At 33.8% G+C, this 13,716-nt stretch carries 11 protein-coding genes; 2 read left to right on the top strand and 9 right to left on the bottom strand.

Annotated elements, in window-relative coordinates; genetic code table 11:
* The 9 genes from ACOQN8_RS04205 to pdxA all read right to left on the bottom strand — a co-directional run bounded on the left by ACOQN8_RS04205 (position 1) and on the right by pdxA (position 7,718).
* Entirely contained in the window at positions 1-561 is a 561-nt protein-coding gene (locus ACOQN8_RS04205; RefSeq protein ID WP_420551730.1) for a YeeE/YedE family protein, read from the bottom strand.
* Entirely contained in the window at positions 561-1,799 is a 1,239-nt protein-coding gene (locus ACOQN8_RS04200) for a 3-deoxy-D-manno-octulosonic acid transferase (RefSeq protein ID WP_420551729.1), read from the bottom strand. Before ACOQN8_RS04200 ends, ACOQN8_RS04205 begins: the two co-directional genes overlap by 1 nt.
* Positions 1,800-1,828: 29 nt before the next feature.
* Complete coding sequence (locus ACOQN8_RS04195) at positions 1,829-2,689, bottom strand: DUF2911 domain-containing protein (protein ID WP_420551728.1); 861 nt, start codon at positions 2,687-2,689, stop codon at positions 1,829-1,831.
* Positions 2,690-2,800: 111 nt separating this feature from the next.
* Positions 2,801-4,138, bottom strand: a complete 1,338-nt coding sequence (gene accC / locus ACOQN8_RS04190) for an acetyl-CoA carboxylase biotin carboxylase subunit (RefSeq protein WP_150898447.1) — start codon at positions 4,136-4,138, stop codon at positions 2,801-2,803.
* Positions 4,139-4,203: 65 nt separating this feature from the next.
* The gene (gene accB / locus ACOQN8_RS04185) at positions 4,204-4,695 is read right to left on the bottom strand and encodes an acetyl-CoA carboxylase biotin carboxyl carrier protein (protein ID WP_420551727.1); all 492 of its coding nucleotides are present in this window, start codon (positions 4,693-4,695) and stop codon (positions 4,204-4,206) included.
* A gap of 26 nt (positions 4,696-4,721) precedes the next feature.
* The gene (locus ACOQN8_RS04180; protein ID WP_235274191.1) at positions 4,722-5,717 is read right to left on the bottom strand and encodes a beta-ketoacyl-ACP synthase III; all 996 of its coding nucleotides are present in this window, start codon (positions 5,715-5,717) and stop codon (positions 4,722-4,724) included.
* A gap of 149 nt (positions 5,718-5,866) precedes the next feature.
* Complete coding sequence (gene rpmF / locus ACOQN8_RS04175; RefSeq protein ID WP_150898450.1) at positions 5,867-6,061, bottom strand: 50S ribosomal protein L32; 195 nt, start codon at positions 6,059-6,061, stop codon at positions 5,867-5,869.
* An 8-nt stretch (positions 6,062-6,069) separates the two neighbouring features.
* Positions 6,070-6,609, bottom strand: coding sequence for a YceD family protein (locus ACOQN8_RS04170; protein ID WP_150898451.1), 540 nt, complete (start codon positions 6,607-6,609; stop codon positions 6,070-6,072).
* A gap of 74 nt (positions 6,610-6,683) precedes the next feature.
* On the bottom strand, positions 6,684-7,718 hold the full coding sequence (gene pdxA, locus ACOQN8_RS04165; protein ID WP_420551726.1) for a 4-hydroxythreonine-4-phosphate dehydrogenase PdxA: 1,035 nt from the start codon (positions 7,716-7,718) through the stop codon (positions 6,684-6,686).
* A gap of 62 nt (positions 7,719-7,780) precedes the next feature.
* On the opposite strand from pdxA, the gene ACOQN8_RS04160 reads away from it, so the two are divergent.
* Entirely contained in the window at positions 7,781-8,368 is a 588-nt protein-coding gene (locus ACOQN8_RS04160; protein ID WP_420551725.1) for a riboflavin synthase, read from the top strand.
* Positions 8,369-8,784: 416 nt separating this feature from the next.
* A complete protein-coding gene (locus tag ACOQN8_RS04155) occupies positions 8,785-13,248 on the top strand; it encodes a PKD domain-containing protein (RefSeq protein ID WP_420551724.1) in 4,464 nt (1,487 codons plus the stop codon).
* Positions 13,249-13,716: the final 468 nt, after the last annotated feature.

Below are 13,716 nucleotides of genomic sequence, written 5' to 3'. Positions count from 1 at the left end.
TTATCCGAAAATTAAAGGGAATAAAATCCATGTCATTAATAAGCCACCAATAAAAAAACCAATTACAGCAATTAACGATGGTAATTGTAAACTACTCAAACCTGTTATTGCATGACCAGAAGTACAACCTCCAGCGTATCGAGTACCAAAACCAATAAAAATACCAGCAACAAGTAATATTATAAAACCTTTTAAAGTAAACATGCTTTCAATGCTAAAGATTTCATTAGGAACAAAAGAATTAGCAGTTTTAGAAAAACCTAAATCGGCTAAATCTTTCACAGTATCTGGATTCAAATCAATAGTAGTCGTAGTAGATAAATAATTTACAGCGACATATCCTCCGATAATTAATCCAACAATAAAAACAAGTGCCCAATCACGCTCTTTCCAATCTTTTTTAAAGTAATCAGATATCTTTCCTGCACCTGCAATAGTACACATGGTTTCTAAGTTAGTAGATATACCAAAGTTTTTACCAAAATAGAAAAAGAAAAAAAGAACTAAAGCAATTAAAGGGCCAGAGACATACCATGCCCATGGTTGAAATAAAATATCCATTATAATATGTTTTTAATATAATTTAAAATGGCTTTTGTAGCTCCAATATTATCTTTAATGTATTTATGATTCGTGTTCCCCATTTGCTCCCTTAGTTTTTTATCATTCTTTAACGTGGTAAAAATACTAGAAAAATCTTCATTGTTTGTAACAATTGTAACACTCTTCAAATCAAGTAAGTCAGTGGCTTCATTGAATTTCTTGTATTTTTTTCCACCAAATACTACAGGAATACCATAAGTAGCAGGTTCTAAAATATTGTGAAGCCCAGTAGCTAAACCACCACCAACATAAGCAACATCTGCATAAGAATAGATTTTAGTTAAGAGGCCAATAGTATCAATAATAAAAACTTGATATTCAGATAGATTTAAGTTGTCTTTTTTAGAAAACAATACAGATTTTTTATGAATAGACTTTTGTAATTCTAAAATTTGCTTTTCGTTTATATTATGAGGCGCAATGATAAATTTTTCACTATCATCAGCAAAGTTATTAATATAGTTTACCAGTAGCTTTTCATCCTCTTTCCATGTACTTCCTGCTACTACTGTGTAATGGTTGTTTTGAAATTCAGAAATAAAATCTATGGAATTGTCTTGCTTTAGTATATCGTATACTCTATCAAAACGAGTATCGCCAGCAATGGTACTATTGTTAAGGTTTATAGAAGATAATAATTGTTTTGATATTTCATTTTGAACAAAAAAGTGATTAAAAGCTTTTAGTTTTTTTCTTGTAAAACCACCATACCATTTAAAAAATGATTGTTTCTTTCTAAAAATACCAGAAATTAAAATAGTGTGTATTTCTTGCTTTTTTAATTCAGACAAGAGGTTTGGCCAGAATTCATATTTAATAATAATAGCAATTTCTGGGTGTACTTTATTGATAAACTTCCTAACATTTGCTTTTGTATCAAGGGGTAAATAACAAATAACATCAGCAAGTTTATAGTTTTTTCTGATTTCATAACCAGAAGGAGAGAAAAATGTAACAACAATTTTATGGTTTACATATTGCTTTTTTAATCCTTCAATAATGGGTCTACCTTGTTCAAATTCTCCTAATGAGGCAGCGTGAAACCAAATAACTTTATCAGAAGAGCTAATACTGTTAAGCTTACTGAATGTTTCTTTTCTACCATTAACAAAAAGCCTTATTTTTTTATTAAATAAGGCAATAAGAGGCAGTATGATTGATGCTTTAAAAAGCAATAAGTTATAGAGCAAATTCATACTGCGAATCTATGAAATAAAAAAGAAAGTTATTTTTTATTATGGTTTATAGCTTTTAATAGTAATGAACATTTAGCGATATAGCCATAGTCTGACGATTTACTTTCTTTAGCAGCCTTTAAACATTTTTTAGCTCCTTCTTTAGCTATGCCGTTTTTCTTTAAGACATGAGCTAATTCAGCTTTGTAATATACATACCAAAAAGCACCAGGTCTTAGTTCAACAGCTTTACTAAACCATTTAAAGGCAGTTTCTAAATCTTTATTTTTTAAATAATAATATTGAGCAGCGTCAAAATATGTTTGAGCTTTTACAGGAGTTTCAGAATTGATTATCTTTTCATTTATTTGATTCTGTATAATTGCATCAGAATCTACATTGACAGGAATAATAACTTTTGAGTTTTCCCAAGTAATGAATAGGTCAGCACCATTTACAGTAAATTTTTCAAAACCTATTTGTAAAGTTTCCACTAGGCATTGAGTTTTTATTACAGGAACAGTAAAACGAATTAAATCGTTAGCTTTTTGATAGCCACCAGCTCCCCATAAGTTACTTTTTTTATGAATAATAATGGTCCATTCTTTTGTGTCTGGAATTGTATATAAACCATAAGTTCCAGCTGGCATTTTATGATTAGCAAATGATACCTCTTTGTTTACGGTAATTTTTGTAGAAGCATTGGCTCCAGTTCTCCATAGTTTCTTATAGGGAATTAAAGCTCCAAAGATTTCTCTATTATTTCGGCTTGGTTGGCTGTATTCAAGAGTAAAATTGGCTAAGCCCACTTGTTGTTTGGTTATAATTTTAGGGCTTAAGCTAGGTTTTTCAATTTGAGAAAAACTATGTAGAGTAAGAAATAGAAATAAAGTTAAAATGCTATTTTTCATGATTAAGTTATTTTATTGAAAAATAGACGTGAAAAACGTTAGAAGATTACAATAAAATTAAAGGTATAAAAAAAGGCTAATGAAAATTCATTAACCTTTTTATTTTTATATCTATTTCATTTCGAAATCCTCCATGAATTTTGTGGTATAATTACCAGCAATATAATCTGGGTGATCCATTAATTGTCTATGGAAAGGAATAGTAGTTTTAACTCCTTCAATTACGTACTCATCTAATGCACGTTTCATTTTATTAATTGCTTCTTCACGAGTTTGTGCAGTAACAATTAATTTAGAAATCATAGAATCATAGTTCGGTGGAATCATATAACCAGCATATACATGCGTGTCAACACGTACTCCATGACCCCCTGGTGCGTGGTATGAAGTAATTTTTCCTGGAGCTGGTCTAAATCCATTAAAAGGATCTTCAGCATTAATTCTACATTCTATTGAGTGTAATTGAGGATAGTAGTTTTTACCAGAGATTGGTACTCCAGCAGCTACTAAAATTTGCTCACGAATTAAATCGTAATCAACAACTTCCTCTGTAATTGGGTGCTCTACTTGGATACGAGTATTCATTTCCATAAAGTAGAAGTTACGATGTTTGTCTACTAAGAACTCTACAGTTCCAGCACCTTCATACTTAATATATTCAGCAGCTTTTACAGCAGCTTTACCCATTGCTTCTCTTAATTCATCTGTCATGAATGGAGAAGGTGTCTCTTCAGTTAATTTCTGGTGACGACGCTGTACAGAACAGTCTCTTTCAGATAAGTGACAAGCTTTACCATAAGAATCTCCAACAATTTGAATTTCAATATGACGAGGCTCTTCAATTAATTTCTCCATGTACATTCCATCGTTTCCAAAGGCAGCCTTCGCTTCCATACGAGCAGAATCCCATGCATCTTTTAAATCTTCTTGTTTCCAAACAGCACGCATACCTTTACCTCCACCACCTGCAGTAGCTTTTAACATTACTGGGTAACCAGCATCATTAGCTAACTGTTCGCAAGTCTCATAGTCAGGAATAATACCATCAGAACCAGGAATACAAGGCACACCAGCAGCAATCATAGTTGCTTTCGCTGTAGCTTTGTCTCCCATTTTAGAAATCATCTCAGCAGAAGCACCGATAAACTTAATTTCGTGCTCTTCACATAATTTAGAGAATTTTGCATTTTCTGATAAGAAACCATATCCTGGGTGTATTGCATCAGCATTTGTAATTTCTGCTGCTGCTATAATGTTTGCCATCTTTAAGTAAGATTCGTTACTTGGAGCAGGTCCAATACAAACAGCTTCGTCAGCAAACTTCACGTGTAAACTTTCTGCATCTGCTTTAGAATAAACAGCCACAGTTTTAATTCCCATCTCTTTACAGGTTCTAATTACGCGCAGCGCAATCTCACCTCTATTGGCGATTAATATCTTTTTAAACATATGTTCTAAAATTTAAAAACTCTAAATAAAAAGTACAGTACTTCTTATTTAGAGTTATATGTTAATTAAGATGGATCTACTAAAAATAATGGTTGATCAAATTCTACCGGAGAAGAATCATCTACTAATATTTTAACGATTTTACCTGAAACTTCAGATTCAATTTCGTTAAATAATTTCATTGCCTCAATAATACAAACAGTATCACCAACTTTTACTTCAGTTCCTACTTCAGCAAAGTTTGGCTTGTCTGGAGAAGGTTTTCTATAAAATGTTCCAATAATTGGAGATTTGATTGTAATGTATTTTGAATCGTCCTCAGCAGCAGGAGCGTCATTTGCAGGAGCAGCAGCAGGAGTTGCTGGCTGTGCTACAGGAGCTTGAGCTACCATTTGAGGAGCTGCAGCTATTTGTGGAGCTGCTTGAATAATTGTAGTTTCAGGAGTTTCACTTCCAGTTTTAATGGTGATTTTAATATTCTCCATTTCTAACTTCACTTCGCTTGCACCAGATTTAGCTACAAACTTTATAAGACTTTGAATTTCTTTAATATCCATTTTCCTAATTTTAGTTGTTTGGTTTTTTATGAATTATATGCCCATTTTAAATAGATAGCTCCCCATGTGAAGCCTCCACCAAATGCAGCAAAAATTAAATTATCTCCTTTTTTCAACTCTTTTTCATAATCTGCAAGTAATAACGGTAAAGTAGCAGATGTTGTATTTCCGTACTTATGTATATTCATCATTACTCTATCACTTTCAAGCCCAACTCTATTAGCTGTAGCTTCAATGATTCTTTTATTTGCTTGATGTGGAACTAACCACTGAATATCATCTTTTGTTAAGTTATTTCTAGTTAACATTTTTTCAGATACGTCAGCCATGTTAGAAACAGCATATTTAAATACTGTTTTTCCTTCTTGATGAACAAAATGTTTTCTGTTCTTTATAGTGTCCTCAGTAGCAGGTAAAATTGAACCTCCAGCTTCAATTTTTAAGAATTCACGACCAATACCGTCACTTCTTAAATATTCATCTTGTAAACCTAAACCTTCTTCATTTGGTTCAAATAATGCTGCACCAGCACCATCACCAAAAATTATACAAGTAGCTCTATCCGTATAGTCGATGATCGAAGACATTTTATCTGCTCCAATAAGCAAAACTTTTTTATAACGACCACTTTCTATGTAGCTAGAAGCTGTAGACATACCATATAAGAAACTTGAACAAGCTGCTTGTAAATCATATGAAAATGCATTTACAGCTCCAATTTGTGAAGCAGTGTAGGCAGCAGTTGAAGCTACAGGTAGGTCAGGAGTTGCAGTTGCAACAATAACCATGTCTATTTCTTCAGGTTTAACATTTGATTTTTGAAGTAAATCCTCGGCAGCTTTTATGGCCATAAAAGAAGTTCCAAGACCTTCTCCTTTAAGAATCCTTCTTTCCTTAATTCCAGTTCTGGTAGTAATCCACTCATCATTGGTGTCTACCATAGTCTCCAGCTCTTTATTTGTAAGAGCGTATTCTGGAAGATATTTCCCTACCGCTGTGATAGCTGCAGTTATTTTAGTCATAGTTGTTTGTTTTGTCGTAAAACGAGTTTTCAAAGAAATGAAAATTATTTCACTTTTGTATAGAAAAAATTACCAAAAACGTTAATTTTTGGTTTAAAAACACAAAAAACCCTCTGTTTAAGAGGGTTTTTTATTTTTTTAACTAATTTTTAAGCCTCAGCAGCTGCACCTTCTAATACTACTTGACCTCTGTAGTATAATTTTCCTTCATGCCAGTGAGCTCTGTGGTATAAATGAGATTCTCCAGTAGTAGGATCAACAGCTATTTGAGGTACAGAAGCCTTATAGTGAGTTCTTCTTTTATCTCTTCTAGTTTTTGATATTTTTCTCTTTGGATGTGCCATCTTATATTTTATTTATCTGTTAGTAAATCCTTTAATTTATCCCATCTAGGGTCTGTTGATTCTTCTTCTTCAACAGGTTTTTCTTCGTTTATTCTTAATTCCTCTAATCTTTTTAATGCATCAGATTCCATAGATCCATCGATTACATTTGGGTGAATCCTTTTTCTTGGAACAGATAAAACTGCTAACTCATATATATATTGAGCTATGTTTATTTGATAAGCTTCATGTGGAAGAATCAAAATTTCATCGTGTCCATCATCAAATTCAGGTCCAAACTTAACAACTAAGTTTAAATTACCCTCAATTTTTAAATCAAATGGTTCATTTGTAATGTCACAAGGAACATTTACAGTTCCTTTAATAGTAAAAGAAAGCTCAAAAAGAGTACTTTTTTTTACGAAAATAACATTAGCGTCTATGTTTGAATTGTTAAACTCATCAAACTGAAATGCATCAAAGAACGTGTTGTCAATTTGATATTCAAACAAATGACTCCCTTCTTTTAAACCTACAAAAGGTATGTTGAATTCTTTTAAGTCTTTCATTTATAATGATCAATTTGAGCGTGCAAAGATATAAAAAATGTTTTTACTTTTATATTTTACCTAAAAAAAATAAACTATTTTACTTTCAGCGTATTTTTTGTGAGTTCTTTATGCTGTTTTCTGTTCTTAAATATTTGTAATGAGGTAAATAAAGCTTCCTTGAATGAAGATGGATTAGCCTTATTTTTACCTGCAATATCAAACCCAGTTCCGTGATCAGGTGAGGTTCTAACTTTACTCAATCCAGCTGTGAAATTTACACCATTACCAAAAGATAAAGCTTTAAAAGGAGCTAAACCTTGATCATGGTACATTGCTAAAACTCCATCAAACTGTTTGTATGTCTTTGAACCAAAAAATCCATCGGCAGCATAAGGACCGAAAACTAATTTTCCAGCATCTTTAATTTTAGCTATAGTTGGACGGATAATTTCATCGTCTTCTTTTCCTATAATTCCCTTGTCACCACAATGTGGATTTAAGCCTAAAACAGCTATTTTAGGTTTACTGATATTAAAATCTTGTTTTAATGAGGTGTGCATAATATCAACCTTAGCTTCTATTAATTCTGGAGTTATGGTTTCTGCAACTTGAGAAATTGGAATGTGTCCAGTTATTAAACCTATACGAAGTTCATCTGTCATTAAAATCATTAAACTTTTACCTTCTAAGTTTTCTTCTAAATATTCTGTATGCCCAGGGAAATTAAATTCTTCAGACTGAATATTATCTTTACTTATAGGAGCGGTAAGTAAAATATCAATAGCATCATTTTTTAAAGCAGTAGTTGCAGCTTTAAGCGATTTATGAGCAAATTTACCACCAATTTTTGTTGTTTTACCTAACTCAATCTTTACTTCTTCTTTCCAAGAATTTACTAAATTTATCTTGCCATGAGTAATTTTATCGATAGAATTAATACTGTGGATACTATTATTCAGTTTAAGGTTTTTCTTATGGTAAGAGATTAGTTTGTTTGATGCAAATAAAACAGGTGTGCAAAAATCAAGCATACGTTTGTCTTCGAAAGTTTTTAAAATAATTTCGATACCAATTCCATTTATATCTCCAACTGAAATTCCAACAATAATTTTGTTTGTATTATCCATAGTTACTTTCGTGCGTAAAAGTTGTATTTTTGATGCAAACAAAAGTAACTAAAATTTAGAGAATGTTTACTGGAATAATTGAAACTCTTGGAACTGTAAAAAGTATAGAAAAAGATAAAGAAAATATACATATCACAATTCAAAGTGATATTACCAATGAATTAAAAATTGATCAAAGTGTTGCTCACAACGGTGTTTGTTTAACAGTGGTTAATATTTCAGGGAATGAATATACGGTTACTGCTATTAAAGAGACTCTTGATAAAACAAATATTGGTAGTTTAAAAAGTGGTGATGAAGTAAACTTAGAGAGAGCAATGAAATTAGGTGCGCGTTTAGATGGTCATATAGTACAAGGTCATGTTGATAAAACTGGAGTGTGTAAAAATATTCAAGATCAAGATGGTAGTACGGTTTTTACTTTTTCTTACGATTTTGATGGAAATAATATTACTATTGAAAAAGGTTCAATAACAATAAACGGAGTAAGTTTAACAGTAGTAAATTCAAAAAAAGATGAATTTAGTGTAGCTATTATTCCTTATACATTGGAACACACTACTTTTAAAAACCTTAGAATAGGTAGTGAAATTAATCTTGAATTTGATGTTATAGGTAAGTATGTAGCAAGACTTACGCAATTTCAGTAATCATATAAATAACTCCTTGTGTATATAATGTGGTTAAAAATACAAGGAGTATTTTTCTTTTCTTGCTGATTAATAGGTGTTTATGATTTAAAATGTTATATTTATGTCGTTTTTAAATTTAAACCGCCCCCGGAATCATGAGAAAAAGAGCCTTAAATCACGTATCTTCATTTAAGAGTAGTTTGTTATACTTCGAAAAAATTAAACTTCTAGACTTTTTATAATCAAGAATAATTTTTTAACTGTTGTGGGTTTAAGTATCCATAATTGTTTCTATGTATAGGGGTTAATACGTAGATGAAATTATTGTTGTAATCTTATTTATCTATTATATAGTTGGGGTTAGAATAGATATGCATCTATGGTACATTATATCCTTATATCTACAAGAATATAATAACTATCAATAAACTTTTATGAAGAACAAAAGCATTAAATTTTTAATGGGAATTTTCCTGTTAATAAGTTACTTTAATGTTCAGTCACAAAATTGTAGTATTAATGCAGGTGCAGGAGGAGAAATTTGTGAAGGAGCAGAGTTTAAACTAGATGGGTCTGGAGATGCAAATATAAAACCCGGAACTATTTTGTGGACCCAGATAGCTGGACCAACAATAGGGATAAGCGATCCTACAGCTTATCAACCAAATATTACTGGTGCAACAGGAGGAAATACATATAAATTTAGATTGACAGCTGTATGTACTGATAACCTTTCAACTTTTCAAGATGTTGTTTATACTGTAAAACCCAGTCCAACAGCTACAGCTGGAACTGATATAACAAATTGTCCTGGAACTTATTCATTAGCAGCAAATACTCCTAGTGTAGGCTATACTGGTACTTGGACTATAATTGGTTCTAATGGAGCAGGATTAACAATAACCAATTCGAATTCTCCAACATCTACTATAAATTTGCCTCAAGAATCATCGGGTGCTACTATTTTAGAATGGAGAATTTCCGATGGGGATAATACTACTTGTGATGGAGTTTCCAGAATAACAGTAACAAATATAGGAGGGAACCCAGTGGTGTCTGCTGGTGCAGATCAAGTGTTAAAACCATGTTTTGATGCAACAACAACAGCAACTTTAGATGGTTCGTATGGAGGAAACGGGTTTAATGGGCAGGAAGGACTTTGGGAGTTGGTTAGTGGGCCTAATAGTCCTAAAATTAGGAATGTAAATAAAAAAGATACAAAAGTTAATGATTTAATAGAAGGTACCTATGTTTTTCGTTGGACGGTATCAGGTCCTTGTGCTTCAGGGACAAGCACTGTATCAGTTACGGTTCCATCTCCAACAGGTTCAGTTACGAGTGCAGATAGTTTGATAGATGATGATGTAATAAGAATTTGTCATAGTGATACAAATCCAACTACAGAATATTTATTGGTAGCTAATCCGCCCAAAAAGACGGGAGAAACTGTCGAATGGACTCAAGTATCAGGGCCAGGAGGAGTAACAATAGTAAATCCAAATTCGCCTACAACCTTAGTGACAGGATTATCTCAAACGGCTGGAGGTAACGCAAATCTTGTTAATTATACATTTAGATATACAGTAAAAGGCCCAGATAATAATTCAGATTGTTTTAAAACCAAAGATGTACGAATTAAATTTATTAAACAGCCGTTGTTTGTTGAATTGACTGATGATGGAACTCCTTCGGAATGTATCTTTGCAACGTTAGATAGTTCTGGTTCTGTTGACGTAAAATTTGGTATTAATAGAGATAATACAGGTTCTAATACTAGATATAAAATCTTAAGTGGTCCAGTTACAACTTCAAATTATGTAGGGATAGGTTCAAACTCGTCAGGTAATTCATCATCTGGAAAAGATTTAACGCTAACTTTTACAGAAATTGGTACTTATGTTGTAGGAGTTCTTAGGCGACCAAATGGTGATGTAAATAATGGATGTGAGAATGCAGCTGATGAAATTACAGTGAAAATTTCTGGGCCAGCAACAAATGCAAATGCGGGATCAGATATATATGTATGTACACCAACAACGACAGCAACCTTAGCAGGAAATACACCAGTACAAGGAGAAGGAATGTGGTCACAGGTTAGTGGGCCTAATACAGCGGTAATATCAGATGTTTTTGATAGAAATGCTGAGTTATCTTCTCTTATAGCAGGTGCTTATGTATTTCGTTGGAGTATAAATAGCGGTCCAACAAGTACAATTGATCCTTTAGATTCAGATGAAGTTTCAGTAATTATATCTACAGGACCTCCATCTCATCCAGCAAATTTTGCAGGTACAGATGTAAATGTATGTGCTGGAAGTTATCAAATGCAAAGTCCAGCTTTACTAGTAAATGAAGCAGGAAGATGGACTGTCAGTCCTTCTGCAGGAGTAACTATTGTTGATGATACTGATCCTAAGACATTAGTTATGGGGTTAAGCCCTTTAACAGTTTATACCTTTACGTATACGATATCTAATGCATGTGGAAGTATAAATGACTCAGTTATTGTATCAACTACAGGGAACACAAGTCCATCAACAGCAAATGCAGGTTCGGATATTTGTTTAACATCAGGCACATCAACTACATTAAACGCAACAGCAATTACTACTGGAGAAATGGGAACTTGGACTCAAGTTTCAGGACCTAATACAGCAAGTTTTTCAGATATTAATTCAGCGTCTACATCTATTACAGGGTTGGTGCCAGGAAATTATGAGTTTAAATGGAGGATAACAAATACTTCTTGTCCTTTAAATATAACCGAAGATACTGTAAACGTATCACTATTAAATTCTGTGCCTTCAGCTGGTGCAGATCAGGATATTTGTGGAGCTAGTACGATAACTATGGCAGCAGATGCAAATCCAAATGGAGGAGGTACTTGGGTGCAAACGTTTGGTCCAGCAGGTTGGACGGTAACAGATATAACAAGTCCTACAGCAATGTTTTCTAACTTAAGTGATGGGAAATATGAATTTGAATGGAGGGTTTCGTTAGCAGATTGTTTTGTGAATGATAAAGTTGTTTTTACAATAACAAATACTCCAACCGTAGCAAGTGTAGCTGTACCAACAATAGCTTCTTGTTCTAATACGGCTACATTAAATGCTAACCCAGTTACTGTAGGGGTTGGAAAATGGGTTTGGGTTTCAGGTCCGAATACACCTTCAATAAATGATGCAAATTCACCAACAGCTACAATAAGTGGTTTGGTAACTGGAACGTATGAATATAAGTGGACTAGTTCTCCTCTTTATCCAAGTGCTGATCCAACATGTAATTTAGGAAGTAGTGCAGATTTAACAATTAATGTTGTGGCTCCAGCAAATGCAGGAAATGATCAAGATTTGTGTGCTGCTAATGAAGTGTTATTACAAGGTACTGTAGGTTCTACTGGTACTTGGAGTTTTCAAAGTTCTACAGGTATAGATAGCCCTACACCAGTAGCAATTAATGCCAATATGGCTAAGGCTACAATTATTCCAGGTAATAATTATGTATTTACCTATACACTTACAATCCCAGGAGGTTCTTCATGTGTAGGTTCTTCTGATGATGTAACAATTAATAATGCGTTAACTAATACAGCGAGTATAACTACGGTAGATCAATCATTATGTTTACCAACAAGTTCGGTTTCTGTAACTGCAGCTGAAGTTTCAGGTACTTGGACTTATCGAGAATCTCTTAGTCAAGCTACAAGTTCTGCAGGTTTACCTTCTGCGGCAAGTATAGGGATTTCTAATCCAAATGCTCAAACAACTACTATTACAGGTTTAACAAATCCAGGAATCTATATATTTAGATGGACAACTGGTAGTGGAGATTGTCAAAAATTAGATGAAATAACAATAACAGTTCACGAAGCACCGAGTACTGCAGATGCAGGGCAAGCGGCAATGGATCTATGTGTATTGGATGCAAGATTAGCCGCAACTGCTCCTACGAGCGGATTAGGAACCTGGTCTTTTGTAAGTGGTATAGGATTGTCTTCTGGAGATGTTGTTTTTGATAGTCCTAATAGCCCTACATCAACATTAACTTTAACAAATGCTAATGCAGGTGATACGGCAATATTAAGATGGACAGTAAGTAGTGGAGGATGTACTCCAAGTACGGATGATATAACTATTACTATTGTTGAAAGTATAACAGCAACATTATCGGCTTTAAGTTCAATGAATAGTTGTCAAGGAGCGAATAATGGAAGTTTATCAGCAACAGGTTCAGGAGGAGTAGCTCCTTATTCTTATAACCTCTTATATGCTACTAGTTCGGGAGGAGTTTTTATAGATGCATCTCAAACAGATGGAGATAGTGATGGAAGTTATACAGGTTTACAACCTGGATTTTATAAAATAGTTTTGACAGATTCGCAAAACTGTGGAAGTGTAACAAGTGCAGAACAAGAAATAATAGAACAAGCACAAGCACCGTTGCCAATTGTAACTAATGGAGTTTATTGTGAGGGAACAGCAGCTGATCCTTTATCAATGAGAGCTACAGGTTCAGGTGTTTTAACATGGTATGATTCAGATGCAACAACAGTTTTGTCTGCTTCTACTGTGCCAAGTACAGCTTCAGCGGGAGTAAAAACGTATTATGTAAGTAACACGGTAGGTGTGTGTGTGAGTGCAAAAGTATCAGTAACTATAACTGTTAATGAAGCTTTTTCAATTGATACCCAACCAGTGGCAAGTACGACAGTTTGTAAAGATGGAGCAGTGACTCTAAATGTAGGAGCGAGTGGTGGCGTAGGAAGTTTAACCTATCAATGGCAATCAGCAACAAGTTTAGCAGGGCCTTATAGTAATGTAACCAGTGGAACAGGAGGTACAACGGCGAGTTATAGTCCAGTCACTTCTAGGAACTTTATATTATCAAGTGGTAGTTAGCAATGCGGTACGGGATGTACCACTGTTACCAGTAATTAACAGTTATAGTTAACCACCATCGATACTGTGCCGCAAGTACGACTGTTTGTAAAGATGGAGCAGTGACTAAATGTAGCAGCAAGTGGTGGCGTAGGAAGTTTAAGCTATCAATGGTAATAAGTTTAGCGGACCTTATAGATGTACTAGTGGAACAGGAGTACAACAGCGAGTTATAGTCCAGTCACTTCTACCGAAGGAGTTTATAAAGTTAGTTAGCAATGCAGGAACAGGATGTACTAGTGTTATAAGTTCCAAATGCATTACCAACATCCGCAAGCACGACTAAAGATGGAGCAGTGACTTTAAATGTAGCCAGTGGCCGCAATCAGCAACAAGTTTAGCAGGGCCTTATAGTGATGTAGCTAGTGGAACAGGTGGTACAACGGCGAGTTATGTAAGGAACTTTATATTATCAAGTAGTAGTGGAAT

It is taken from the genome of Tenacibaculum aiptasiae (assembly GCF_965221665.1).
GTDB classification, from domain to species: domain Bacteria; phylum Bacteroidota; class Bacteroidia; order Flavobacteriales; family Flavobacteriaceae; genus Polaribacter; species Polaribacter aiptasiae.
The sequence above is the reverse complement of the archived record's forward strand: the minus strand, read 5'-3'. Positions and strand labels throughout refer to the sequence as shown.

What these genes read in the sequence shown, in the direction of transcription:
- ACOQN8_RS04205 (WP_420551730.1), bottom strand. Translation starts at nt 561, where the DNA reads ATGGATATTTTATTTCAACCATGGGCATGGTATGTCTCTGGCCCTTTA.
- ACOQN8_RS04200 (WP_420551729.1), bottom strand. Translation starts at nt 1,799, where the DNA reads ATGAATTTGCTCTATAACTTATTGCTTTTTAAAGCATCAATCATACTG.
- ACOQN8_RS04195 (WP_420551728.1), bottom strand. Translation starts at nt 2,689, where the DNA reads ATGAAAAATAGCATTTTAACTTTATTTCTATTTCTTACTCTACATAGT.
- accC (WP_150898447.1), bottom strand. Translation starts at nt 4,138, where the DNA reads ATGTTTAAAAAGATATTAATCGCCAATAGAGGTGAGATTGCGCTGCGC.
- accB (WP_420551727.1), bottom strand. Translation starts at nt 4,695, where the DNA reads ATGGATATTAAAGAAATTCAAAGTCTTATAAAGTTTGTAGCTAAATCT.
- ACOQN8_RS04180 (WP_235274191.1), bottom strand. Translation starts at nt 5,717, where the DNA reads ATGACTAAAATAACTGCAGCTATCACAGCGGTAGGGAAATATCTTCCA.
- rpmF (WP_150898450.1), bottom strand. Translation starts at nt 6,061, where the DNA reads ATGGCACATCCAAAGAGAAAAATATCAAAAACTAGAAGAGATAAAAGA.
- ACOQN8_RS04170 (WP_150898451.1), bottom strand. Translation starts at nt 6,609, where the DNA reads ATGAAAGACTTAAAAGAATTCAACATACCTTTTGTAGGTTTAAAAGAA.
- pdxA (WP_420551726.1), bottom strand. Translation starts at nt 7,718, where the DNA reads ATGGATAATACAAACAAAATTATTGTTGGAATTTCAGTTGGAGATATA.
- ACOQN8_RS04160 (WP_420551725.1), top strand. Translation starts at nt 7,781, where the DNA reads ATGTTTACTGGAATAATTGAAACTCTTGGAACTGTAAAAAGTATAGAA.
- ACOQN8_RS04155 (WP_420551724.1), top strand. Translation starts at nt 8,785, where the DNA reads ATGAAGAACAAAAGCATTAAATTTTTAATGGGAATTTTCCTGTTAATA.